We start from the raw sequence: 23,670 nt of genomic DNA on the forward strand, positions 1-23,670 counted from the left end.
GGTGATCAGTTCGCGGAGTGGTGTGTATTTTTGTCCGCCCGGATCTCCGCCCCGACCTCGGCCCCGAACTCGGTCACGGCCGCCGCCCCGGTCTCAATCCTGGGTGCGGCGCGGGTGACCACCCGCGACGACGCCCCGCGCCGGTACAGGCGCAGCGAGATCGCGGTCAGTACGCCCGCCGCGACGGTCAGGGCCGCTCCGGCCCAGGCCGGGGAGGCGAAGCCGAGGCCCGCGTCGATGGCGGCGCCACCGATCCAGGGGCCACCGGTGTTGCCGAGATTGAAGGCGGCCGTGGTGGTCGCGGCGGCCAGGGTGGGGGCGGCGGTCGCGACGTTGAACAGCCGGGCGTTGAGCGCCGGGGCGGTGTAGAAGGCGGAGACGCCGAGGAGGAAGGCGAGGGCGGCTGCCGCGACGGCGTACTGCGCGAGCAGGGCGAGCGTCACGAGCAGGACCGTCGAGGCCGCGATACCGGACAGCAGCACCCCGAAGAGGTGCGCGTCCGCGATCCGGCCGCCGATCGTCGTCCCGATGAGCGCGCCGATCCCGAACAGCGCGAGCACGGCCGGCACCCAGCCCTCGTCGAGCCCGGCCACGTCCGTGAGCAGCGGCGCGAGGTAGCTGAACGCGCAGAAGACCCCGCCCGCGGAGAACGCGATCAGCGAGATGGTGAGCCAGACCTGCCGGTCGCGGTAGATCCGCAGCTCGTTCCTGAGCCGGGGCTTCTCGGCGGGGAGCGGGATACGGGGGATGAGGGTGGCCACCCCGACGAGCGCGACCGCGCTGGCCGCGCCGACCGCCCAGAACGCCGAGCGCCAGCCGAGGCTCTCGCCGAGGAAGGCGCCCGCCGGGACGCCGAGGACGTTCGCGATCGACAGGCCGCCGATCATCACGGCGAGCGCGCGGGCACGGGCGTTCACCGGGACCATGGCGACGGCGACGGCCGCGCCGACGGCCCAGAATCCGGCGCAGGCCAGCGCGCTCACGACCCGGGACACGAAGAGAACGGCGTAGTTCGGGGCGAGGGCGCCCGCGATCTGGCCGAGACCGAAGACGCCGATGAGCGCGATGAGGGTGGTGCGGCGGGGCAGCCGGAGCGTGGCCACGGCCAGCAGGGGCGCTCCGACGACCATGCCGACCGCGAAGGCGGATATCAGCAGGCCCGCGCGCGGAATGGACACGTGCATGTCGTCCGCGACCGCCGGCAGGAGCCCGGAGAGCATGAACTCGCTGGTGCCCAGGGCGAAGACGGAGAGCCCGAGGATGTAGACGGCCAGGGGCATGGACGCGGGCCCGGGTACGGATGTGGGGGCGGGCATGGGGGAGCCGGGGCTCGTGGGGACGGGCATATCAGGTGCCAACCTCGACGGTGGACAGCCCATTCCAGCGGGTGCGGTTCAGGCCGTCAACAGGGTCAGCTCGCTCGTCAGGTTGTGACGGGCCGGACCCTCCCATTCGCTTGCTCCGTAAGGGGTGTGGAAGAGGCGCGGCAGATCGAGCAGCTGGCGGAGGATGGCCGCGCGGCCCTCACGGAAGGCGTCCGGGGGCACGAAGGCGTACTCCTCGCGGACCGCTGCCGTGTAGGCGGCGTACGCGTCGGACGGCGAGGCGAGGATCGCCAGGTCGGCGTCGCACAGGACCTGGCCGTTCGGGTCGTCGCCGGCCGGGGCGTGGGTGACCGTCAGCCGGACGAGACGGGCGACCTCGGCCGTGGCGGCGGCGGAGAGGCCGGCCTCGGGGAGCGCGCGCTCGGCGAGCCGGGCCGAACGTTCCTCGTTCTCGGAGCGGTCGGGGAGGTAGACCGCGTCATGGAACCACGCGGCCAGCCGGACCAGATCCGGGTCGTCCGCGGCCTTCTCCAGCACGTCGACGTGGTCCAGCACCGCCGTGAGGTGATCGAGGGTGTGGTAGCGCCGCTGGGGTTCCGACCAGCGGGCGAGGAGGTCGTCGGCGTAGGCCTCCGGCGAGGGGGCGGGGGCGGGGGTGGGGGTGGGGGTGGGGCTGGAGGGCTCCGTCCCACGGCTTTGGCCTTGACCTTGGCCTTGACCTTGGCTTTGGTCTCGGCTTCGGCTTCGGCTTCGGCTTCGGTGGAGTGTGTGGGACCAGCGGGTGCGCAGGGCGTCGGGATCGGCCATGTGGTTCATTGTCCGCCCGCCGCCCCACTCGTTCAGAGGCGGTGCACAGCCTCGTGCTTCTCGTGCTCCTCGTGCTCCGCGTGCTCCTCGTGCCCGTCGTACCTCTCGTACTCCTCGGCCGCCCGCTCGACGAGAGTGAGGGACGCGAGAGGGGACAGGGCGGCGGTCCCGAGCAGCCCGTGGGTGAGCGTGCAGCGGGTGATCACGGCCGGATCGACCGACAGGCGGCCGGTCCCGGCGGCCTGGACGTAGGCGACGGGCGGGGCGTCGTCGAAGGTCATCAGCTTGAAGAGGCCTTCGAGCCCGGCGTGCGCGCCTTCCGAGAGGGGCAGCACCTGGGCGATGATCCGGTGGCGGCGGACCAGCGCGGCGATGCGACGGAGCTGCTCGGCCATGGCGTGCGGGCCGCCCACCGGACGCCGTACGACGACCTCGTCCAGGATCACCCAGTAGCGGGGACCCGCCGGGTTGTCGAGGATGCGTGCGCGGACCTGCCGGGAGGCCATCCGTCCCTCGGCGGCCCCGTCCGTCCCGGCCGGTTCGTACGCCTCGCTCACCGCCCTGCTGTAGGCGGTGGTCCGGAGCAGGCCCGGGATCAGGTCCGGTGCCCAGTCCCTGACCGACCGCGCCAGGCTCTCGAATGCGGCGACGTCTGCCGACGCCGGTTGCGCGTACTCCGGCCGGGACGGGTCGAGTCGCTCGGTCTTGGGCATGGCACAACTCCCTTTCGCGCGGCTGGCGTTGTCGGACGTCGCCGGATCGAGGGTAGTTGCGGACAGTGACCGCGCGTGCGCGAATGGTGATATCCGTTGATCTCCGTCGCGGGGCGCGTAGGCTGAGTATTGGACTAGACCTGTAGCCCGCCATCTGTAGCCGCCCGAGGGAAGAGGTCCTATGAGCAAGCGTGCAGTCCTGGAGGTGATCGCCCTCGACGTCGAGGACGCGGTCGCCGCCGAGGCCGGAGGCGCGGACCGGCTGGAACTCGTCACCGACATGGCCGCCGACGGGCTCACCCCGCCGGTCGCGGCCTTCGCCGGGATCCGGGCCGCCGTCGGCATCCCGCTGCGCGTGATGCTGCGTCTGGCGGACGGTTTCGCGGCCGGGGACGTACGGGCGCTCGTGGGCGCGGCGCGGGAGCTGCGGGCGGCCGGGGCGGACGAGTTCGTGCTCGGGTTCCTGGACGGGAACGGGGAGCCCGATCTGGCCGCGCTGGAGTCGGTGCTCGCCGAACTGGACGGCTGCGGCTGGACGTTCCACCGGGCGATCGACCGGGCCGCCGACCGGGACGCCCTGCGCAAGCGGCTCTCCGACCTGCCCGGTCTGGACACGTATCTCACGGCGGGAGCTGCGGGCGGCGTGGACGACGGGCTGCCGACGTTGCTCGCGGAGGCGGGGCGGCGGGGGGAGCCGGGGTATGAGCCTCAGCTCCTCGTGGGCGGGGGGCTGCGCCTCGACCATGTCGCTCCGCTGCGGGCGGGGGGTGTGGACGCGTTCCACATCGGGGGTGCGGCGCGGCCGGGGGGTTGGGCGGGGCCGGTCTCCGCGACGGCGGTCCACGCGTGGCGCTCCGCGCTGGATGCCGTCTGAACGGGGGGCCCAGTTTGGGCCTGGGCCTCGATCTGGGCCTGGGCCTGGAGCTGCGTCTGCGGGCCGGTGGGGGCGGGCCGCGCCGTTCCCCGCGCCCCTAAAGGCAAAAGATTGCGCCGTTCCCCGCGCCCCTGGGGGCGGGCCGGGGCGGGCTGGGGCGGGGCGGATCGGGGCGCAGCCCCGCCCTTCAGGGGCGCGGGGAACTGCGCGACCAGCCCCCACCGGCCCGCACCCGGACACGGTGCGCCTAATCCTCCAACTGCGCCGGCAAGGCGTCCGCGTGGGTCACGATCAGCCCCGAGACCGCGCGCGTCAGCGTGACGTACAGGCGGCGCAACCCCGTCCGCTCGTCCGGCTCGCCGTCCACCACGGCCTGCGGTTCGTGCAACACCACGTAGTCGTACTCCAACCCCTTCGCGAGAGACGCCGGCACCAGTGTCAGCCGGGCGGAGGCGGTCGTCTCCTCGCCGGGAGCGAGATGGGCGAGCCCCGCCTTCGCCAGCGCCTCGGACAGCACCGGCACCCGTCCATCGGCGGCGATCAGCCCCACCGACCCCTCCCGCGCGAGCAACTCCTCGCAGGCGGTGACCACTTCGGTGGTGGCGTCGGCGTCCGCCGCGGTCCGGCGGACCTCGAAGAAGCCCGGGTTCTCCCGGACCGACGCCACCGGCGCCAGGCCCGGCGCGATGTGCGGGAGCAGCCGGGACGCGTAGGTGATCACGTCCGTCGGGACACGGAAACCGGCCGTCAGTTCCTCCACCACCGCCTCCGGCTTCCCGAGGTGCGCCAGCGCCTCCTCCCAGCTGCGCGTCGCCCACGGCGTCGTACCCTGCGCCAGATCCCCGAGCACGGTCGCCGAACCGGTCGTGCAGCGCCGCCCCACCGCCCGGTACTGCATCGGCGACAGGTCCTGCGCCTCGTCGAGCACCACATGCCCGAGGGAGTGCGTGCGCTGTACGAGGTCGGTGGCCTCGTCGATCAGTACGGCGTCCGCGGCGGCCCACTTGACGGACTTCACCGACCGGACGGGCTTCGCCCAGCGGATCGTCTCCTGCTCGGCCTCGGTGAGTACACCCTCCGCGTGCAGCGCCAGGAAGCCGGCGTCCGAGAGCAGGCGGAAGACCAGCTTCGCCGGGTCCACCGGCGGCCAGATCGCCTTCACCGCCGCCTTCACCGCGGGGTTGCGGGCGACGGCGTCCTGCACCCGGTCGTCCGGTGCCTCGCCCGACCGCTCCATCCGCACCAGCACGGCGTGCGCGATGCGCTGCGGCAGGGCCTCGCGGGCGGCACCGTACCGGATGTCCCGGTCCAGCAACTCCTGCACGATGGCGGTCAGTTCGTACTCCGGTACGCGCCAGCGCCGGGAGCCGCGGACCACCACGACCTGCTCGGTGGGCAGGGTCACATGCGCGCGGACCGCCCGGCGCAGCACCTCGGCCATGCGCGCGTCGCCCTTCACGACGGCGGTGGCCGCCTCGTCCGTGCCCCGCACCTCGACATGTGCGACCAGGTCGGCGACCGTGGCCTGTTTGACCTCCAGCTCGCCCAGCGCGGGCAGCACCTGCTCGATGTAGTGGAGGAAGGACGCGTTCGGCCCGATGACGAGGGTGCCGGTGCGGGCGAGCCGGTCGCGGTGGGCGTAGAGGAGGTACGCGACGCGGTGCAGGCCGACGGCCGTCTTGCCGGTGCCCGGACCGCCCTGCACACAGACCGTGCCGCCCAGACCGGACCGTACGATCTCGTCCTGTTCCGGCTGGATCGTCGCCACGATGTCGCGCATGGGGCCCACGCGCGGGCGCTCGATCTCCTGCTGGAGCAGCTTGCTCGTGGCCGCGGTCTCGGCGTTCTCGGCGGGGTCGGAGAGGTGCTCGTCCTCGTACGCGGTGAGGTCGCCGCCGGTGTAGCCGAAGCGGCGGCGCAGCGCGATGTCCATCGGCGTCTTCTTGGAGGCCCGGTAGAACGGCTGGGACACCGGGGCGCGCCAGTCGATCACCATGGGGTCGCCGCCGGCGTCGTGCACGTGCCGGCGCCCGATGTAGAAGCGTTCGCCCTGCGCGCCCTCCGCCTGCTCGGCGCCCGGGGCGTGCAGGTAGTCGAGGCGGCCGAAGAACAGCGGGGTGTGGGACAGGTCGGCGAGGGCCTTGATGCGCTCGTCGATCTGGCGGGTCAGGACCTCCGCGTTGACCCAGTTCGCGGTGACGTCCCGGATGTCGAGGGACTGGACGTCCTCGCGCATCGAACGCAGCGCGGCCCGGGAGTGCGCGAGGTGGGCGCGCTCACGGGAGAGGGGGTCGTCGGACGGCATGGCGGAGTCGGACGGGGTGGACACGGGTGTTGCCTCCGGGCCTGCGAGAGCCGGGGCCGGTGGGCCCCACTGAGTGGCGGTGAACCGGCCGGTTTCCGTCCGGGCGGCGGCGCTCCACGACGGGAGGCGGGCAAGAGCGGAGATCTTAGGCGAGCGGGGGCGGCCGGGGCCAACCGTTTTCGTGCCCCGGCCCCCCGGCCCCCTGGTCCCCTTGTCCCCTAGGGGATGCCGACCCCTCCCTACGGGGTAGATGTCGGTCCCGAGTAGTACGAGGAGGCGGTGGAGGCTCGGTCCATGGGCCGATGAAATCGGAGCGCTCGCGTCCCACTCTGGATACATGAGCACTGCGACGTTCACCCAGGCCCCCGCCCGCCCCCGTCCGCCGACCGGCGCGACCGCCCTGGAAGGCAGTCACCGCCATCGGCTCGGCGACGCCCTGCGCGCCGTCAAGGTCTTCGCCGGCGCCGCCCTCGGCGTGGTCATCCTCGGCGAGTACGGCGAGGAGGCGGGCGTACGCCGCCGGTAGCGCCCCCTGCGGTGTGCCGACCGGCTAGTTGTCGGCCAGCAGCTCGTCCGCGTCCACGATCCGGTACGCGTAACCCTGCTCGGCCAGGAAGCGCTGGCGGTGGGCCGCGAAGTCCTGGTCGATGGTGTCGCGGGCCACGACCGAGTAGAAGTGGGCCTGGTGGCCGTCCGCCTTCGGACGCAGCACCCGGCCGAGGCGCTGGGCCTCCTCCTGGCGGGAGCCGAAGGTGCCCGACACCTGGATGGCGACCGTCGCCTCCGGCAGGTCGATCGAGAAGTTGGCGACCTTGGAGACGACCAGGACGCTGATCTCACCCTGACGGAACGCCTCGAAGAGCTTCTCGCGCTGCGCGTTCGACGTCTCGCCCTTGATGACCGGCGCGTCCAGATGCTCGCCCAGTTCGTCGAGCTGGTCGATGTACTGCCCGATGACGAGCGTCTGCATCCCCGCGAACCGGCGCACCAGCGCCTCCGTGACCTTGCGCTTCGTCGCCGTCGTCGCACAGAAGCGGTACTTCTCCTCCGCCTCGGCGGTCGCGTACGCCAGCCGCTCGGAGTCCGTGAGGTTCACCCGGACCTCGACACAGTCGGCCGGCGCGATGTACCCCTGCGCCTCGATCTCCTTCCAGGGCGCGTCGAAACGCTTCGGCCCGATGAGGGAGAACACGTCCGACTCGCGGCCGTCCTCGCGCACCAGCGTGGCCGTCAGCCCGAGCCGGCGGCGCGCCTGGAGGTCGGCGGTGAACTTGAAGACCGGCGCGGGCAGCAGATGCACCTCGTCGTAGATGATCAGCCCCCAGTCGCGGGAGTCGAACAGCTCCAGGTGCTGGTAGACACCCTTCCGCTTCGTCGTCAGCACCTGGTACGTCGCGATGGTGACCGGGCGGATCTCCTTGCGCGTACCGCTGTACTCGCCGATCTCCTCCTCGGTCAGACTCGTGCGCTTGACCAGCTCGTGCTTCCACTGCCGGGCCGAGACGGTGTTCGTGACGAGGATGAGCGTGGTGGCCTTCGCCTCGGCCATGGCGCCCGCGCCGACCAGCGTCTTGCCGGCGCCGCAGGGCAGTACGACCACGCCCGACCCGCCGTGCCAGAAGTTCTCCACCGCCTGCTTCTGGTAGGGCCGCAGGGCCCAGCCGTCCTCGGCGAGCCCGATGGCGTGCGCCTCCCCGTCCACGTACCCGGCGAGGTCCTCGGCCGGCCAGCCCAGCTTCAGGAGCGTCTGCTTGATCTGCCCCCGCTCGGAGGGGTGGACGGCCACGGTGTCCGGGTCGAGCCGGGCGCCCACGAGCGGGGTGATCCGCTTCGAGCGCAGGATCTCCTCCAGCACGGGCCGGTCGGTGGTGGTCAGGACGAGCCCGTGGGCCGGGTGCTTGCTCAGCGTGAGACGGCCGTAGCGGCCCATCGTCTCCGCGATGTCGACCAGCAGCGCGTGCGGCACCGGATAGCGGCTGTACTGCACGAGCGCGTCCACGACCTGCTCGGCGTCGTGTCCGGCCGCGCGCGCGTTCCACAGCCCGAGCGGGGTCACCCGGTAGGTGTGGATGTGCTCGGGCGCGCGCTCCAGCTCGGCGAAGGGAGCGATGACCCGGCGGCACTCGTCCGCCAGCTCGTGGTCGACCTCCAGGAGCAGGGTCTTGTCGGACTGGACGATGAGTGGACCATTCACGCGCGTCCCCTTCTGCACAGCCGTGCGATGTGCACGGCCAAACGTCCAGTGTGCCTGATCGCCGGGGCCCGCCGTCGCGAACGCCCGGTGCTCCGGGCCCTGTCCTACTGAATGTCTATTCATTCCAATGAGTGGTGTGAATTCAGATTTACGGTCGCTGCCCCGAAGAATGGCGATTCCGCAGGTCACTGGCCCCAGGTCACTGCCCCGGTCGCCGCCCAGGGAGAGCTCACTGTTGCCTCATCACAGCCATGCCCCGCAGCCCGAGCCGCAGCCCGAAACACCCCCACCGCCCCCACCCCCCTCGCAGCCGAGCGCGACGCTCGGCTACTCCCTCTTCGCCACCCGCTGGCTCCAGGCCCCGCTGTACTTCGGGCTCGTGGCGGCACAAGGTGTGTACGTCTACAAGTTCTTCAGAGAGCTGTGGACTTTAATCCTCCGGAGCGTGACCGGGCAGGCGAACGAGACGTACGTGATGCTCGCCGTGCTGAAACTGGTCGACGTCGTCATGATCGCCAATCTGCTGATCATGGTGATCGTCGGCGGCTACGAGACGTTCGTCTCGCGCATCGGCCTCCAGGGCCACCGTGATCAGCCGGAATGGCTCTCGCACGTCAATTCCAACGTGCTCAAGGTGAAGCTCGCCACCGCCATCGTGGGCATCTCGTCCGTGCACCTGCTCCAGATGTTCGTGGACGTGCACCACACCTCGCACCACTCGCTGCTGTGGGGGACGGTCATCCACATGGCGTTCATCGCCTCGGCGGCGATCCTGGCGTACATGTCGGGCCCGATGGCGACGCACGGGGAGCGCCTGCACAAGGGGCACGGACTTGCCCATGCGCTGGGGCACGGACATGGCCACGGACAGGCACAGGCACATGCGCAAGGGCATGAGCAGGGACAGGAGCGAGGGCTCGGGCACGCGTACGACTCCGGTGCGGGGTCCGGGGGCGAGGACGCCGGAAGGGCGGCCGGCGGGATGGCGGGTTCCTCCGTCCCGGCCGAGTTCGCGTTCGCGGCCAAGACCGTGCCTGTCGCACGGGTCCCCGTCCCGCTCGCGAGCCCGTCCGCCGCGCAGGTCGCCGCACAGATCGCCGCGCAGGTCACCGCCCCGATCCCGGTGCAGACGGTCTCCTCCCCTTACGACTCGCACGAGCCCTACGACGTGTACGACCCCACCGGGCCCGGTGCCGAGGCCCGGATCCGTGACGCCCGTTTTCCCGCCCGGAAGCTGCTGGAGGAGTTCGACGAGGAGTATCCCCGGGTGTTCGACCGGGAGGCCGTGGCCCGGCTCGGCGGCCTGGACTTCGTCGCGGCCCGGCGCAACGTGGTGTTCATCGGGCCGCCCGGCACCGGCAAGACCCATCTCGCCGTCGGTCTCGGCGTGCGGGCGTGCCAGTCGGGGCACCAGGTGCTCTTCGCGACCGCGGCGCAGTGGGCCGCGCGGCTGGCGGGGGCCCGGTCGGCCGGCCGGCTCACCGAGGAACTGGCGGATCTCGACGCCCGCCCGCTGCTCATCGTCGACGAGGTCGGCTACACCCCGCTCGACCCGGACACCGCCCACCTCTTCTTCCAGCTCGTCGCGCACCGCTACGAGCGGTCCTCCCTGATCGTGACCACCGACCGCCCGCTCGGCCGCTGGGAGGAGGTCTTCGGAGGCGCCGCCCCGGCGATGGTCGACCGGCTGGCGCACCACGCGGAGATCGTGCGTCTCGAAGGGGACAGCTACCGCATGCGCCGGGTCACCGCAGCGTGGGCAGAGTGAGGTTGTTGATCAGCGGGCCCTCGATGCTGACTCCCTCGGTCACCAGCGGTTCGACGGCGGTCACCGGCAGCGGCAGCGGGAGTGCGGAGTGCGCGGACGGGGCGGACGGGGTGGCCGGGACGGAGTGGGGCGCCCGGGCGGCCGTCCGGGCCGCCGCGGCCTGCGGGGCGAATACGCCGATGAGCACGGCCGAGGCGATGAGGGCGACCGTGGCGGCGGTGCGCGCGTGGTGGGTACGGCGCTCGTCGACCACGGGGCCCACGGGGCCCACAGGACCCACAGGGGGCACGGAGGGCACGGAGGCCGTGGGACAGGAGGGTTGCAGCATGAGGCGGAGGGGACGCATGGGCGCTACAGAACCTTTCGGGTGCCGCTGAGCCGGGGCGGGGCCCACGGAGGGGACGGGCCGGACCCGGGATGGCCGGGTCCGGCCCGCGGGGTGTACGAGGCCTACTGGCGTACGAGGCCTACTGGGCGTACGAGGCGAGACGGGGCTTACGGGGTGTGACGAGCCGCGCGGGGGCGACTCAGAGCGTCACGCCCCCGCCGAGATCGATGCCGATCGCCGCGGCCTGTGAGGCGAGTGCGCCGAGCAGCGCGGCGGTACCGATCAGGACGGTGGCGACACGACGGGCAGTACGCATGGGATTCCCTCTTCTTCCAGTGGGTTCGTGCGTGAGCAGGACACCCAGTGGCTGCCCAGCGACTCGGGCGGGGATGCCGGAGAACCCCCAAGGTCCCTCATGGGTGGGAAGCGTCCGGCGTGGCGCGCATGAACCGCCGCCTACACCCGGACGAGTGAGACGAATTCCCGGTGAGTACGGCCAGACAGGCCCTGGCGGGCTCAGGCCTGGTCGTCCGCCAGTTCCGCCACACCCGTCACCCGGTGCAGGGGATACGTCCGGACCTCGTCCGCGGTGTGGTCGTACGCCGTGACGAAACCGCCCTCCACCCGGACGGGGGCGATGACGTGCTGGCTGGCGGAGCCCTCGGCGTTCACGTAACCCATCCACAGGGTGCCGCCGGTGAGGACGGCGGCCTGCATGGTGGCGAGGGTCTCGGCGGAGCTGGTGCGCGGCAGGGTGCCGTTCGGTTCGGCGCCGGCGGAGGAGCCGGAGGTGGCGGCGGAGCCGGGGGAACCGGACGCGGACGGCTTGCGCGGGGCCGTGGAGGCCAGGTCGCCCGCACGGATGGCCCGGATCGCGGCGCCCAGCAGGGTGGTGTCGGGGGACGGCGGGCCGTCGGGGACCGGCTCGGGCGCCGTGCGCGGGGGCGTGCGGCGCGCGTGCGCGCGGGTGATCAGCACATCGCCCTCGGCGGACTCGGCGGCCGGTGCGAAGCCCATCGCGCGCAGCCCTTCGAGGAGTGCGGCCGGGTCGGCCTGGGCGGCCAGCACCGTGGGCGCGAGGCGGCGCAGCCGCAGCCCCTGTGAACGCTTGTCGGCGATGATCTCGTTCAGGACCGCGTCGTCGTCGCAGCGCACGTACGCCGACGCCGCGCCGATCCGCAGGTGGCCGTGCCGGCGTGCCACGTCGTCGATCAGATAGGCGAGCGGCTGCGGAACCGGCGTACGGGAGTGGGCGGTGAGGAACGCCTGGAGGTCGGAGGCCGAGCGGCCCGCGTCCAGGGCGCGGCGGACCGAGCCCGGTGTGAAGCGGTAGACCGTGGCCCCGCCCTTCGACTCCACGTCCGCGAGGACGTCCAGCACATCGGCCAGCGGGCGGCGCAGCGGACCCGGGGCCACCGCCGTCAGGTCCGCCTGGAGGAGGACATGGTCGAGGGGCTCGGGAAGGAGCGGCGCCAGCAGTCGGCCGGCCAGCGCGGCGGCGGAGGCCAGCTCGGCGGGGGAGCGGGGTTCCGGCGAGGGCACCAGATGGTGCGGATGCCGGTGATGGACGGGGAGTTTGTCGCCGGGCCCCGCGGCGGGCGCGGGGGCGGAGGCGCCGGGCGGCGCCCCCAGGAGCGCCCGTCCGTGGGCGGACAGCGCGCCCCTGCCGGTGATCCCCAGGGACTCGGCCTCGGTCAGCGTCCACCGGGCGATACGGGACCGCAGGTCGTCCGAGGAGGCGGCGCCGCGCAGGGCCCGCTCCCAGTGGAGGCGCGCGACGAGGGCGTCGGGGGACGGGGAGCCGCCCTCGGGCAGCGCGGCGAGGAGCGAGAGGACCCGGTGCCGGACCTCGGGCGCCGCGGAGCGGTCGAGGCCGGGGCCCAGTGCCGCCAACGCGCGCTCCTTGGTGTCGCGTCCGCCGACCACGCCCGCCGTGCGGGTCGCCGACAGCCACGCCGTGGCCAGCCGCGTCCAGCGCTCGGCCGCCGGGAGCTCCAGCCACTCGTCGTAGGCGGGCGTCGCCGCGTACCGCTCGTCGGCCTCGCCGTCCGGGGCCAGCAGGCCCGCCGCGTAGGCGAGTTCCACCCAGAAGGCGGCGACCGGCTCCGGTACGTCGAGGGCCACGGCCGTCCGCTTCAGGTCGCGCACGCTCAGACCGCCCGCGCGCAGCGCCGAAGGGCCGCCCTCGTCCCAGTCCTTCAGCAGTTCCTCGACGGTGGCGAGCGCCGTGTACGCCTGCCCGGCCGCCGTGCCGTCCACCACCTGTGGACGGTGTACGGAGGTCGGCTCGACCGGCGGAGGAAGCGGTTCCGTCCGCCGGTGCGCCCGCCCCTCGCGCAGATGGAGGGCCACCTCACGCGGCAGTACGACCGTGCCGGGCGCCGTCGGCAGCAGCAGTCCGCGGTCGAGGAGCCAGCGCAGCCGGGACGCCGGATCGGCGGTCACCTGACCGTACGGCGGCCCCCAGACCAGCCGCGAAAGGACCTCCAGGGAGTCCGGCGGGGCCGAGTCGAGCAGGGCGGCCATCCGGGCGCGGTCGGTGAAGAGCCCCGTGAGCGACTCCACCGCGGACACCGCGTCGTGCGTCGTGGGCAGTCCGGCCGTCGTGAGGAGTTCCTGGATCCGGCCCGGGGACATGCCCGCGGTGGCCTCGGCGACCGTCGGGCCGAGACCCGTCGGGGAGGGGTGTTGCGGCGAGGGCGCGAGCAGTTCGCGGGCCGTGCGCACCAGCCGGAGCCGGTCGTCCGAGCCCCACACCAGTGCCTGCTCACGCAGGACGGCCACGGCGCGCGGGAGCGCCTCGACGACCACCGGGTCGCGCGCGTCGCCCGCCAGCAGGTCCTGGAGCGTGCCGTACGGCGCCGGTTCCGGGGCCACGGCCAGGGCCTCCGCGGTCTGCAGGGCGAACCGGTCCAGGCGCTCCAGGGCGCGGATCACGGAGGCGCGCGTACCGGCCCGGGTGGCCAGCTGGGTCAGGTCGGTCGGTACGGGAGTGATGAGGTCCGGGCGGGCCCGCAGCAGCGCGGACAGGGAGGAGTCGTCGCGGGCCCGCAGGTCCTCCGCGAGGGAACGAGGGTGTGCCCCGGCGGGGGCGGGCTCCTCTGTGGACGCCCCGCCGGGCTCCTCTGACGACTGCTCCTGGACGCTCATCCGATCCACGGTAGCGGGTGGGCCCCCGCCGCCGTTCCCGTTGACGTGCGCCACGGCCGTGCCACGGCCGTGCCGGGGCCCGCCACCGGCGGCGGGCGCGGTACCGTCGGTCGCGCGGGAAATCGCAACGTGGGCGTCCCGGAGGGGACTTCGTGGGGATCGAGAGCGACCAGCTCGTATTCGACTATCTGAGCCGGGTGGGCGACCTGGCCCAGCAGAGGCAGCTGCCGTCGGGGACGCGTATGCGGCTCGTGTCCGAGCTGCGCGGCGAGATCGACCGGCGCCGGACCAAGGCGGCCCTCGACAGCCCGGCCGCGGTCCGCCGCATCCTCGACCGCATCGGCACCCCCGAATCGGTGGTCGCGGCGGCCAACTCCCGGACCGACGGCAGCGCGGGCACAGGTGCCGGCACGGACAAGGGCGCCGGTACGGACCCGTCCCCGCCGAAGCGGTCCGCCGTCCCCGCCCAGCGCGACCGGGAGCCGGGGGCCCGTCCCAAGCGCCTGCGCCGCGCGGTGCCCCGGCCGCGTTCCGCCGACCCCGGGCCTGCCGGGACAAAATCGACCGGGATGGTCGGCTCCACGCCCACCCCGCCGCATCTCGCCAGCACGGACGAGCTGGGCACCGGGCCCCAGCCCGACTGGTGGCGGGTGGAGAGCGGCCCGTTCGGGGCGACGGACAGCGTGCCGGGGTTCACGGGTGGCGTGGAGATCCCGGAACTGTTCAAGCCACCGCCGATCGACGACCCCGACAAGCCTGATGGGCCCGATAAGGCAGGCAAGGCAGACAAGGTTGGCGAGCCCGGGCCGAAGTCCGCGGCGGCGCCGGCGGCGGAGGTCGTCGGGGAGCCCGTACCGGCCGGGCGCGTACGCCGTCGCTTCGTGCCCCGCCTGCGCCCGCTCGGCGGCGGCGCCGGCGGGGGCTGGTCCAACCCCCTGCTGCTGCTCGCCGCCGCCCTCCTGGTCGCCGGCGCGGTCATCGGCAACCTCGTCATGCTGGGCCTCGGCTGGCTCATCGCCTACCTCTCGCGCCGCCTGAGCCCCACCGAGGCGAAGTGGGCCGTCCTCGTCGTGCCCGGCCTCGTCGCCTCGGGAGGCATCGTCTGGATCTGGGGCCGTGGGGAGGGGCGCTGGGGCGCGCCCATCGCACAGGACCAGATGAGCGACGCGATCGCCGAGACCTGGCCGTGGGTCCTGCGGAGCGCGGCTGTCGCTTCGGCGCTGTATCTGGTGTGGCGGTCGCAGCGCCGGAGGTGACGGTGCCGCCCGGGCGGGTTGGTTGTCGGGTGCGGGTGCGGTTGGGTTCGGTGAGGGCCGGTCGCGCGGTTCCCCGCGCCCCTGAAGGCGGTCGGCGGGGGCGTACATGTCACGGGTGGGCGCTGCCGCGTGGTGGGCACAATGGCTTATATGACTTCTCGTGTGCTGACCGTCGGGTTCGACCTCGACATGACCCTTATTGACTCCCGGCCCGGGATCCGGGCCTGCTATCAGGAGCTTTCCGTACGGACGGGAACCTTCATCGACGCCGATCTGGCCGTCACCCGGCTCGGACCGCCGCTCGCGGAGGAGTTGGTCAACTGGTTCCCGGCCGAGGAGGTCGCGGCCATGGCGGACGTCTACCGGGAGATGTATCCCACCCATGCCATCGCCCCGACGCCCGCGATGGCCGGCGCGCGTGAGGCGATGGCGGCGGTGCGGGCGGCCGGGGGCCGGGCGATCGTCGTCACCGCCAAGTACGAGCCGAACGCCAAGCTGCATCTCAGCCATCTCGGCATCGACGCCGACGCGGTCATCGGCGACCTGTGGGCCGAGCGCAAGGCGGAGGCCCTGCGCGAGTACGACGCGGGCGTCTACGTCGGCGACCACACCGGCGACGTACGCGGCGCGCGTACCGCCGGAGCGCTGTCCGTCGCGGTGGCCACCGGCCCCTGCGACGCGGAGGAACTGCGCGCGGCCGGCGCCGACGTGGTCCTCAAGGACCTGCTGGAGTTCCCGAGTTGGCTGGCCGCCCACCAGTAGGCGACCGGCGGGAATTCCGAGCGGTCACGAACTTCCGCGTGCCTGTCGGCGGCCGTCGGCGATCGACCGGAACACCCCCGCCCCCGCGATGAGGAACCCGACACCCATCAGCATGCTCAGACCGAACATGTACGTAGGAAAGGGCGTCGTGTCGAGCAGCAGCGGGGCCACGGTGACCAGAGTGGCCAGAGCTCCGACGAAGAACACGAGGGCACCGGCACGGATGAGTCGTTCTCCGGCCGCGGCGGAATTCGGTTGGGTTTTGTCACGCACCCGACCAGGGTAGTTCCCTGCCCGGAGGAACAAGCCGGCGACGTCTTGAGGCAGGCGTGCCTACCGTCAGGGACGAGTCGGTTACCTAGGCACACAACCTTCGCTAGCCTCCCCTCATGACGCCTGGTCTGCGCTACCTCGCCTGCCTACGCTTCTCCGCCGACTCGGACGGCTCCTCCTCCATCGAGTGGCAGCGTGGTGTGATCAGCCACCACGTGGCCGCTCCGCATCTGTCCGGCGTCCTCGTGGGCGAAGCAGAGGACACAGACGTCTCAGGCTCCATCTCCCCCTTCAAGCGCCACAGGTTGGGGAAGTGGCTCATGAAGCGAGCCGATGAGTTCGACGTGATCATTGCGGCCAGGATGGACAGGCTCACGCGTCACTCGACGCACTTCAACGAACTCTTGGAGTGGGCGCAGGGGAACGGGAAGTTCGTCATCTGTGTAGAGGAAGGGTTCGACCTTTCCACTCCTCAAGGCAAGATGATGGCCCGTATGACCGCCGTATTCGCTGAGGCCGAGTGGGACACCATTCAGGCACGCATCCTCAACGGCGTACAGAGCCGTCTGGAGAACCGTTCATGGCTCACGGGCGCTCCTCCTACCGGCTACCGCATCAAAGCCGTAGAGGGAGGAAAAAGGAAGGTCCTGGAGATTGACCAGGACTTCCACCCGTACGTAGAAGAGATTTTCTCCCGTGTCCGTGAGGGGCAGTCGACACACAGAATCGCACGGGACTTCAACGGTCGTGGCGTACTCACGTGGGGAGACCATCTCAGGAAGTTGAAGGGGGAGGAAGCCAAGGGAACTCAGTGGCAATCCACCATCATCAACAAATTCATCCGCTCATCCTGGGTCCCCGGCATCTACGCCTATAAAGGTGAGGCTGTATTGGACGGCCAGGGAGACCCTGTGATTCTTCCTGTGCAGCCTTTGGCGACGATGGATGAATGGGTGGAGCTGGTCGACAGGATCAAACCGGCCCCCAAAGCCTATACGGACGGTACGAGGGTAAGTGCTAAAAGCCTGCTCTCAAGTATTGCCCGGTGCGGCAACTGCGGAGCGCCGGTTACTTCTCTCCTGAATTCCGGACACACCAGGAAGGACGGGGAGCGAGTCCCCGGACACAGGTACTACCGCTGCTCCAACAAGTTCAAGGGCGGAGCCTGTACGGATGGTCTGTACATCCGTGCTGACGCTCTGGACGCACTTGTTGACAGGGCAATCCGTGACAGCGTCGGTGCATGGGACGTGTACGAGCGCGCCGGTACGGGGCCGTCTCAGGCAAGGGAACTCCAAGGCGCAAAGGCACGCCTGGAAAAACTGGAAGCCGAGTACATCGCAGGTGATTACGACGGAGAGGGGCAGGAAGTCTCCTACAAGCGTATCCACAAGGGTCTGTCGGCAAAGGTGGCTCTCCTGGCCAAGCAGGAAGCGGAGAGGGCTGACCCTGCATTGAAGTCGACGGGTAAGAAGTACGGTGAAGTCTGGCAAGCCAAGGACCAGGAGGACCGCAGGGAATTCCTCCGCGCCCATGGTGTAAGGCTCTGGGCTTGGAGGAACGGAGATGTGGCAACGGACCTGGGAATGGTCATGGACCTGGGGGATATTCAGGCCATGGCGCAAGAGCTGAGGCTTAATAAGGAAGACGGAATGGACCGGCTTTTCGTGAGCCATAATGTACCGGCGCACTGGACTGATCCGGAACTGAGAGATCTTCCTGGTCTGAAGCTGAGCCCGGTTCCCTCGGTTCTACGAGAACTCCGGCCGGAATGAGACGTGAGGCATGTTCGAGGTTGCTCAAGGCGGTGCGGGAGCGCGGTGGCAACGGCACGATGCAGGGTCGGCCGTGGAGTCCGCCGCCGGCCGAGCGGTGCTGCTGGTCGCGGTGTCCTACCGGACGAACCTGACCATGCGTCAACTGGGACCGCTGTTCGGAGTGTCATCAAGGTTGCTGCAAAGCATGGGATCGGTTGTGCAACTGTCTTCCGGATCAAGGCTGAAGCCAAGGAGGGCTGAGCCCCTGTAGGCACTCTGAGCCCCTGCCCTCGCTGGGTGGGGGTTCAGTCTTGTTTCCAGGCGTGATTAAGCCTGTGTGTCGTTGGGGAGAGCCTCGGTAGGCTGTTCAGCGGCAGTCTGACAAGCGTCCGGCCCCGTCCGGGACCGATCGAGGGAGCGTGTGCTTTGCCGACTGGCAAGGTCAAGTGGTTCAACAGTGAGAAGGGCTTCGGCTTTCTCTCCCGCGACGACGGCGGCGACGTCTTCGTCCATTCCTCGGTCCTGCCCGCCGGAGTCGATGTTCTCAAGCCGGGTCAGCGGGTGGAGTTCGGTGTGGTCGCCGGACAGCGCGGTGACCAGGCACTCTCGGTGACGCTCCTGGACCCCACACCCTCGGTCGCGGCAGCCCAACGCCGCAAGCCCGACGAACTGGCCTCCATCGTCCAGGATTTGACGACCCTCCTGGAAAACATCACCCCGATGCTGGAGAGGGGCCGCTATCCCGAGAAGGCATCGGGCAAGAAGATCGCGGGTCTGCTGCGCGCGGTGGCGGACCAGTTGGACGTGTAGCGCCCCGTTCAGGGGCGCGGGGAACTGCGCGACCGGCCCCACCGGACCCGCGCTCCTACTTCGCGCCCCTTACGCCCCATCACGCTGGGGAAACGCCAGCGCCCCCGGCGCGAGCGCAGGCACCAGCCCCTCGGCCGCCGCCCGCGTGAGGAGGCCGCGGACCGCCGCGTACCCGTCCTCACCGAGGTTCGCCGTGAACTCGTTGACGTACAGCCCGATGTGCTGATCGGCGACCGCCGCGTCCATCTCCTGCGCGTGCTCCAGCACATACGCCCGCGAGGCCTCGGGATCGTCCCAGGCCGCGCGCACGGAGGCGCGGGCGGACTCGGCGAGCAGCTCCAGCGCGGCCTCGCCCAGCGACCGCCTGGCGATGATCGCGCCCAGCGGGATCGGCAGGCCCGTCGTCCGCTCCCAGTGCTCGCCCATGTCCGCGAGCTTGTGCAGGCCGTAGTTCTGGTACGTGAAGCGGGCCTCGTGGATGACCAGTCCGGCGTCCACCTTCCCGTCCCGTACCGCGGGCATGATCTCGTGGAACGGCATGACCACGATCTCGCCGACCCCGCCGGGAACCGTGTCCGCGGCCCACAGGCGGAACAGCATGTACGCGGTCGACCGCTCGCTCGGCACGGCGACCGTGCGGCCGGTGAGGTCCACGCCCGGCTCCCGGGTGAGGACCAGCGGCCCGCAGCCGCGCCCCAGGGCGCCCCCGCAGGGCAGCAGGGCCCATTCGTCCAGGACGTACGGCAGGACGGCGTACGACACCTTCAGGACGTCGAACTCGCCGCGCTCGGCCATGCCGTTGGTGATGTCGATGTCCGCGAAGGTCACGTCCAGCGCGGGCGCCCCCGGGATCCGGCCGTGCGCCCAGGCGTCGAAGACGAAGGTGTCGTTCGGACAGGGCGAGTACGCGATCTTCAGCGGCTGGGTCTGCGAGGACTGCGAGGACTGCGAGGACTGCGAGGACTGCGAGTTCTGCGAGTTCTGCGAGTTCCGCGAGGGCTCAGTGGGTGACGTCATGTGGGTTCCAACTCTCCAGTACGGGCGCGAGCTTCCCGAAAGCCGCGGTGAGTGCCGCGAGGGCCTCGCCGATCCGCCACGCGGCACGGTCCCGGGGGCCCACGGGATTGGACACGGCACGGATCTCCAGGACGGGGAGGCCGTGCGCCGCAGCCGCCTCCGCCACCCCGAAGCCCTCCATGGCCTCGGCGAGCGCCCGCGGGTGGCGCCGGCGCAGTTCCACCGCGCGCGCGGCGCTGCCGGTCACCGTGCTGACGGTCAGGACGGACCCCTGACGTGCTCCTGTGACGGCCGCGATATCTCGTACGAGTGAATTCGGCGGCCGGTGCGTGATAGTCCCGAACCCCAGTTCGGTGACCGGGATGAACCCATGGGCGGTCCCAGGGGGCTCTGTGACCTCAGAGGTCTCAGGGGCCTCGGCGCCGAGGTCCGCGACCGTGATCTCGTCGGCGAGGACGAGCGAGCCGACGGGCGCGTCGGGCTGAAACCCGCCGCCGATACCGGCGGAGACGACCACGGCATACGGCTCACCGCCCAGCGCGGCGGCGGTGAGCGCGGCGGCGGTCGACGCGGCGGCCGCGGCCGGTCCCACACCACCGGCGAGGAGATCGAGCACGAGGCGGCCACCGGAATCCAGGGGCGCCGGGAACGCCACCCGGCTCAGGGCCGCTCCCGGAACCGCGTGCGCCGACGCCGGTGCCGACGCCAGTGCTGTGAACGCCGCGGCCACCGCGTCCCGTTCGGCGGGGACCGCGGTGGTTACGAGGACACGCATGAGCGGCGCTCCAGGAGGATCGGGCGGCTCAGCGGCGGCTCAGGCGTCCGCGTTCTCAAGCTTGAAGTTCCAGACACCCTTGACCTGCGTACCGGCCTTGTTCTGCTGGACGACGCTGATGTAGATCGTCTTCGGGGCGGCCTGGCCCGACTGCTCGGCGAAGAGGTCGACGCCCTCGAAGGCGTAGTACGTCTTCTTGTAGGGGGAAGTGACCTGCTGGCCGTTGAGCCACAGGGCCCAGCCCTCGTCGGCGATCTCCGGGTCGACACCGATGCGCAGCGTCTCACCCTGCGAGACGCTGATCGTGTCGGAGGACTTCTTGAGGGCGCACTTGGTCGCCTCCTCCTTGCCGATGGTCTTGCCGTCCTCGTAGCACTCGGCCTCGACGCTGACCGAGTTCTTGCCGACCGTGACGGTGGCCATCGGCGTCGGCTTGTCACAGGCTGACAGCACGAGAAGTCCGGCGGAAACGGCACTTGCGGCGGCGACGGCGCGGCGACGGCGCGCAAGGGGACGCTGGGAGCTCATGGGCGAAGGTTATCGGGCGGGTCGCGCGGCCCGGCTATGTGGGTGGGCTACGCGGCGTGCCGCGGTCCCGGATCACTCCGGCGAGCGGGTGGTGGCCGGACGGTTCAGGCCAGGGTCGCGTGGTGCCGGCCGCCGTGCCGGGCCGCGCTCAGCAGCCCGCGGACCGTGGTGAGCCAGCCGAGCGCGATGATCCCGGAGGCCACCGCCATGCCGAGCGTGCCGTTGAGCGGCAGGGCGATACCGATCGCTCCGCCGACCACCCAGGCCATCTGAAGGAGCGTCTCCGAGCGCGCGAACGCCGACGTCCGCACCAGTTCCGGTACGTCCCGCTGGATCAGCGCGTCCAGGGACAGCTTGGACAGTGCCTGGGCGAACCCGGCGAAGGCGGCGAGCACCGCCACCAGGAGCACCCCGAAGAACACCGCAGCCGTGATCGCCACGCCGAGCACCACCGCGACCACGGTGACGATGATCAGCTCCGGCGCCCGGGATCGGAGGGCGGCCCCGACCGCCGTGCCCAGCGCGTTGCCCACGCCCGCCGACACGCCCACGACGGTCAGCGAGACCGCCGCGCTGGCGCCCGCGAGGGGGTGTTCGCGCAGCAGGAACGCCAGGAAGAAGATCAGGAACCCGGAGAGGCCGCGCAGCGCGGCGTTCGCGGCGAGCGCGTGCGTGACCGCCGTGCCGACCGTGCGCAGCCCCGGGCGCTTGGACTGTTTGAGGTGCGGCCCGTGCAGATGCTGCTCGTCCGCGGCGAGCAGGGCCTTGTCCTCGCCCTTGGCCGAGTCGACCTTGTGCGGCAGGGAGAACGACAGGAACGTACCCGCCACGAAGATCAGGAAGGCGCCGTAGAGCGGGTAGCGGGGGCCGAGGGCCTGGAGGCCCGCGCCGATCGGGGCCGCCACGCCCGTCGCCAGCAGGCCGCCGAGCGTGACCCGCGAGTTCGCCTTGACCAGGGAGAACGCGGGTGGCAGGAGCCGGGGCACCACGGCGCTTCTGACCACGCCGTACGCCTTCGAGGCCACCAGGACGCCGAGGGCCGCCGGATACAGCTCGATGCTGCCCGTGACGACCGCGCCCGACAGCAGCAGGGCCATGAAGGCGCGTGCCATGAAGGCGCCCGCCATCGCGGCCCGCCTGCCGTGCGGGAGACGGTCCAGGAGGGGACCGATGACCGGCGCGAGCAGGGTGAACGGGGCCATGGTGATCGCCAGGTAGAGCGCCACCCGGCCGCGGGCCTCGTCCGTCGGGACCGAGAAGAAGACCGTCGAGGCGAGTGCGACGGTGATCAGCATGTCGCCGGCGCCGTTCACTCCGTGGAGTTCGATCAGTTTGCCGAGGCCCGACTCGCCCGCGCCGTGCGCGTGTGTCGCTTTTCTGATGCCGCGTGCCGTACCGCTGAACGGCAGGCGCAGGGCATGCCCGACGGAACGGACGGCCCCGCGCACCGGGCCCGATCCGCTCCTGCTTCCTGCCCCGGCCTCACCGATTCCGGTGGCGCCTTGGGGCGTCCTTGCGGCTGCCACTCCGCAATAGTGCCCCGAGATTGGCGGAAGTAGCGCAGATACCGCCCGTATAGCGGCTGAGTGGGCGGGGTGGATCGGGTGCCCGACATGCGCGAAGGGCGCCCTGCGCACCGGCCATGAGCGCCCCGCACACCCGGTCGGCAGTGTGCCGTGGACCCCGTCGGGAGCGCCCCGCACGTCCGGTCGGGGAAACGCCGCGACAGCATGAAGGCAACGCCGGTGTAGGCCCAGCGCCGACGAGACGGTAGCGTGCGTAACGCGCCCGCGGCAGTTGTTCTCGGCCGCGCGCCTCTCGGTCATCCCGCAGAATGGATGACGTAGGTGCGCCCGAGTGCGATCGGGCGCGGACGTCGACGCGGCCCTCCGGTCCGCTCCGTCCGCACCCCCGTCGAGGGATGGCGCACTCGTGAGACGGCGTAGGAGAGAAGCGATACCTGTGAGCGCGACAACGCGAAGCCGAACCCCCGACCGTCTGTGTGCCGAGGCCGTGGACCTCGCCCGGGCAGCCGCCGAGGAGGCCGCCGCTCCCGGCGTGGTGGGGGAGCACGCGGGACTGGTCAGCGAAGGGGACCGCGTCGTCACGCACTTCTTCGAGTGCAAGGAGATGGGCTACCGCGGGTGGCGCTGGGCCGTGACGGTGGCCCGGGCCTCACGGGCGAAGGTCGTCACCCTCGACGAGACCGTGCTGCTGCCCGGCTCGGATGCCCTGCTGGCACCCGAGTGGGTGCCGTGGAGCGAGCGGCTCCGGCCGGGGGACATGGGTCCCGGGGACCTGCTGCCCACGGACGCGGAGGATCTGCGTCTGGAGCCCGGCTACTCCGGCGAGGACGAGCCCGCTCCGAACGCGCCGATCTCCGAGGAGATGGCCCAGTTGGCCGAGGCGGAGGACGCCGAGATCACGGCGCAGGCCCCCGCCGCGCTGCCGCTCGTGCCGTCCCGCGGGTCGATCGCGTCCGTGGCCGAGGAGCTGGGGATGCGGCGGGCGCGGGTGCTGTCCCGGTACGGGCTGCATGTCGCGGCGGACCGGTGGGAGGAGTCGTACGGGGCGAAGACCGCGATGGCGCAGGCCGCTCCGGCGACGTGTGTGAGCTGTGGGTTCCTCAACCCCATCGGGGGGTCGCTCGGACAGGCGTTCGGTCTCTGTGCGAATGAGTTCTCGCCTGCGGACGGTCGTGTGGTCGCGCTGTCCTACGGCTGCGGGGGGCATTCCGAGGCGGCGGTCATGCCTGCGCCTGCCCGGCCCGCGCCGCCGGTGATCGACGAGACGCGGGTGGATCCGTTCCCGCTCCGGCCTTCGCCGGATTCCGGGTCGGTGCCGGTGGGGCCGGACGGGTCGGCGTCGGAGTACGGCCACAGTTAGCCTGCGGCCGGCGGTCGCTGGTGTCTGATCGCGCGGCACCCACTCCCCTCAAAGCCAAAAGACTGCGCAGTTCCCCGCGCCCCTGGGGGCACAGCCCCCGGTTGTCCGCCGTGTGCGGGTGCGTCGTGGTTGCTCGCGCAGT

General features: G+C 71.6%; 20 protein-coding genes and 1 pseudogene. 9 read left to right on the plus strand and 12 right to left on the minus strand.

What is annotated here, in order from left to right; genetic code table 11:
- Positions 1-5: 5 nt before the first annotated feature.
- The 3 genes from ACH4DZ_RS26075 to ACH4DZ_RS26085 form a co-directional block, all read right to left on the minus strand.
- A complete protein-coding gene (locus ACH4DZ_RS26075) occupies positions 6-1,280 on the minus strand; it encodes a Cmx/CmrA family chloramphenicol efflux MFS transporter (protein ID WP_398290008.1) in 1,275 nt (424 codons plus the stop codon).
- Between the two features lie 114 nt (positions 1,281-1,394).
- Entirely contained in the window at positions 1,395-2,132 is a 738-nt protein-coding gene (locus ACH4DZ_RS26080) for a hypothetical protein (protein ID WP_398289732.1), read from the minus strand.
- Between the two features lie 32 nt (positions 2,133-2,164).
- Positions 2,165-2,845, minus strand: coding sequence for a DUF5753 domain-containing protein (locus tag ACH4DZ_RS26085; protein ID WP_398289733.1), 681 nt, complete (start codon positions 2,843-2,845; stop codon positions 2,165-2,167).
- Between the two features lie 181 nt (positions 2,846-3,026).
- Between ACH4DZ_RS26085 and ACH4DZ_RS26090 the strand changes: the two genes are divergently transcribed.
- The gene (locus ACH4DZ_RS26090) at positions 3,027-3,719 is read left to right on the plus strand and encodes a copper homeostasis protein CutC (protein WP_398289734.1); all 693 of its coding nucleotides are present in this window, start codon (positions 3,027-3,029) and stop codon (positions 3,717-3,719) included.
- Between the two features lie 247 nt (positions 3,720-3,966).
- Here the strand turns inward: ACH4DZ_RS26090 and ACH4DZ_RS26095 are convergent, their stop codons facing one another.
- Entirely contained in the window at positions 3,967-6,024 is a 2,058-nt protein-coding gene (locus ACH4DZ_RS26095; protein WP_398290009.1) for a HelD family protein, read from the minus strand.
- A gap of 337 nt (positions 6,025-6,361) precedes the next feature.
- Here ACH4DZ_RS26095 and ACH4DZ_RS26100 point away from each other — a divergent pair, with 337 nt between their 5' ends.
- Entirely contained in the window at positions 6,362-6,550 is a 189-nt protein-coding gene (locus tag ACH4DZ_RS26100; RefSeq protein WP_398289735.1) for a hypothetical protein, read from the plus strand.
- Between the two features lie 24 nt (positions 6,551-6,574).
- On the opposite strand, the gene ACH4DZ_RS26105 is transcribed toward ACH4DZ_RS26100, so the two are convergent.
- A complete protein-coding gene (locus ACH4DZ_RS26105; protein WP_398289736.1) occupies positions 6,575-8,218 on the minus strand; it encodes a DNA repair helicase XPB in 1,644 nt (547 codons plus the stop codon).
- Between the two features lie 235 nt (positions 8,219-8,453).
- Here ACH4DZ_RS26105 and istB point away from each other — a divergent pair, with 235 nt between their 5' ends.
- The gene (istB, locus tag ACH4DZ_RS26110) at positions 8,454-9,986 is read left to right on the plus strand and encodes an IS21-like element helper ATPase IstB (RefSeq protein ID WP_398289737.1); all 1,533 of its coding nucleotides are present in this window, start codon (positions 8,454-8,456) and stop codon (positions 9,984-9,986) included.
- Here the strand turns inward: istB and ACH4DZ_RS26115 are convergent.
- Positions 9,964-10,248, minus strand: a complete 285-nt coding sequence (locus tag ACH4DZ_RS26115) for a hypothetical protein (RefSeq protein WP_398289738.1) — start codon at positions 10,246-10,248, stop codon at positions 9,964-9,966. The genes istB and ACH4DZ_RS26115 overlap by 23 nt on opposite strands.
- Before the next feature lie 582 nt (positions 10,249-10,830).
- A complete protein-coding gene (locus ACH4DZ_RS26120; RefSeq protein WP_398289739.1) occupies positions 10,831-13,464 on the minus strand; it encodes a helicase-associated domain-containing protein in 2,634 nt (877 codons plus the stop codon).
- 152 nt (positions 13,465-13,616) lie between these two features.
- On the opposite strand from ACH4DZ_RS26120, the gene ACH4DZ_RS26125 reads away from it, so the two are divergent.
- Entirely contained in the window at positions 13,617-14,720 is a 1,104-nt protein-coding gene (locus ACH4DZ_RS26125; protein ID WP_398289740.1) for a hypothetical protein, read from the plus strand.
- Positions 14,721-14,861: 141 nt separating this feature from the next.
- Positions 14,862-15,482, plus strand: coding sequence for an HAD family hydrolase (locus ACH4DZ_RS26130; RefSeq protein WP_398289741.1), 621 nt, complete (start codon positions 14,862-14,864; stop codon positions 15,480-15,482).
- A 24-nt stretch (positions 15,483-15,506) separates the two neighbouring features.
- On the opposite strand, the gene ACH4DZ_RS26135 is transcribed toward ACH4DZ_RS26130, so the two are convergent.
- On the minus strand, positions 15,507-15,755 hold the full coding sequence (locus tag ACH4DZ_RS26135; RefSeq protein ID WP_398289742.1) for a hypothetical protein: 249 nt from the start codon (positions 15,753-15,755) through the stop codon (positions 15,507-15,509).
- 116 nt (positions 15,756-15,871) lie between these two features.
- On the opposite strand from ACH4DZ_RS26135, the gene ACH4DZ_RS26140 reads away from it, so the two are divergent.
- From ACH4DZ_RS26140 to ACH4DZ_RS26150, 3 genes and pseudogenes are all read left to right on the plus strand, one after another.
- Complete coding sequence (locus ACH4DZ_RS26140; RefSeq protein WP_398289743.1) at positions 15,872-17,530, plus strand: recombinase family protein; 1,659 nt, start codon at positions 15,872-15,874, stop codon at positions 17,528-17,530.
- Positions 17,527-17,699 (plus strand): annotated as a pseudogene (locus tag ACH4DZ_RS26145) (IS5/IS1182 family transposase); the annotation flags it as partial. The gene ACH4DZ_RS26140 and the pseudogene ACH4DZ_RS26145, both read left to right, overlap by 4 nt.
- Positions 17,700-17,938: 239 nt before the next feature.
- Entirely contained in the window at positions 17,939-18,322 is a 384-nt protein-coding gene (locus ACH4DZ_RS26150) for a cold-shock protein (RefSeq protein ID WP_398289744.1), read from the plus strand.
- Positions 18,323-18,391: 69 nt separating this feature from the next.
- Here ACH4DZ_RS26150 and ACH4DZ_RS26155 read toward each other — a convergent pair whose 3' ends face one another.
- The 4 genes from ACH4DZ_RS26155 to ACH4DZ_RS26170 form a co-directional block, all read right to left on the minus strand.
- On the minus strand, positions 18,392-19,234 hold the full coding sequence (locus tag ACH4DZ_RS26155; RefSeq protein WP_398290010.1) for a 1,4-dihydroxy-6-naphthoate synthase: 843 nt from the start codon (positions 19,232-19,234) through the stop codon (positions 18,392-18,394).
- An 88-nt stretch (positions 19,235-19,322) separates the two neighbouring features.
- Positions 19,323-20,114, minus strand: a complete 792-nt coding sequence (locus ACH4DZ_RS26160; RefSeq protein WP_398289745.1) for a futalosine hydrolase — start codon at positions 20,112-20,114, stop codon at positions 19,323-19,325.
- Between the two features lie 39 nt (positions 20,115-20,153).
- Complete coding sequence (locus ACH4DZ_RS26165; protein WP_398289746.1) at positions 20,154-20,642, minus strand: hypothetical protein; 489 nt, start codon at positions 20,640-20,642, stop codon at positions 20,154-20,156.
- A 104-nt stretch (positions 20,643-20,746) separates the two neighbouring features.
- The gene (locus ACH4DZ_RS26170; RefSeq protein ID WP_398289747.1) at positions 20,747-22,168 is read right to left on the minus strand and encodes an MFS transporter; all 1,422 of its coding nucleotides are present in this window, start codon (positions 22,166-22,168) and stop codon (positions 20,747-20,749) included.
- A 436-nt stretch (positions 22,169-22,604) separates the two neighbouring features.
- On the opposite strand from ACH4DZ_RS26170, the gene ACH4DZ_RS26175 reads away from it, so the two are divergent.
- Positions 22,605-23,528 carry a DUF3027 domain-containing protein gene (locus ACH4DZ_RS26175; RefSeq protein WP_398289748.1) on the plus strand — a complete coding sequence of 308 codons (924 nt, stop codon included), beginning with the start codon at positions 22,605-22,607 and terminating at the stop codon, positions 23,526-23,528.
- Positions 23,529-23,670 lie beyond the last annotated feature (142 nt).

This window comes from Streptomyces sp. NPDC017991, assembly GCF_044328075.1.
In the GTDB taxonomy this organism is placed as follows: domain Bacteria; phylum Actinomycetota; class Actinomycetes; order Streptomycetales; family Streptomycetaceae; genus Streptomyces.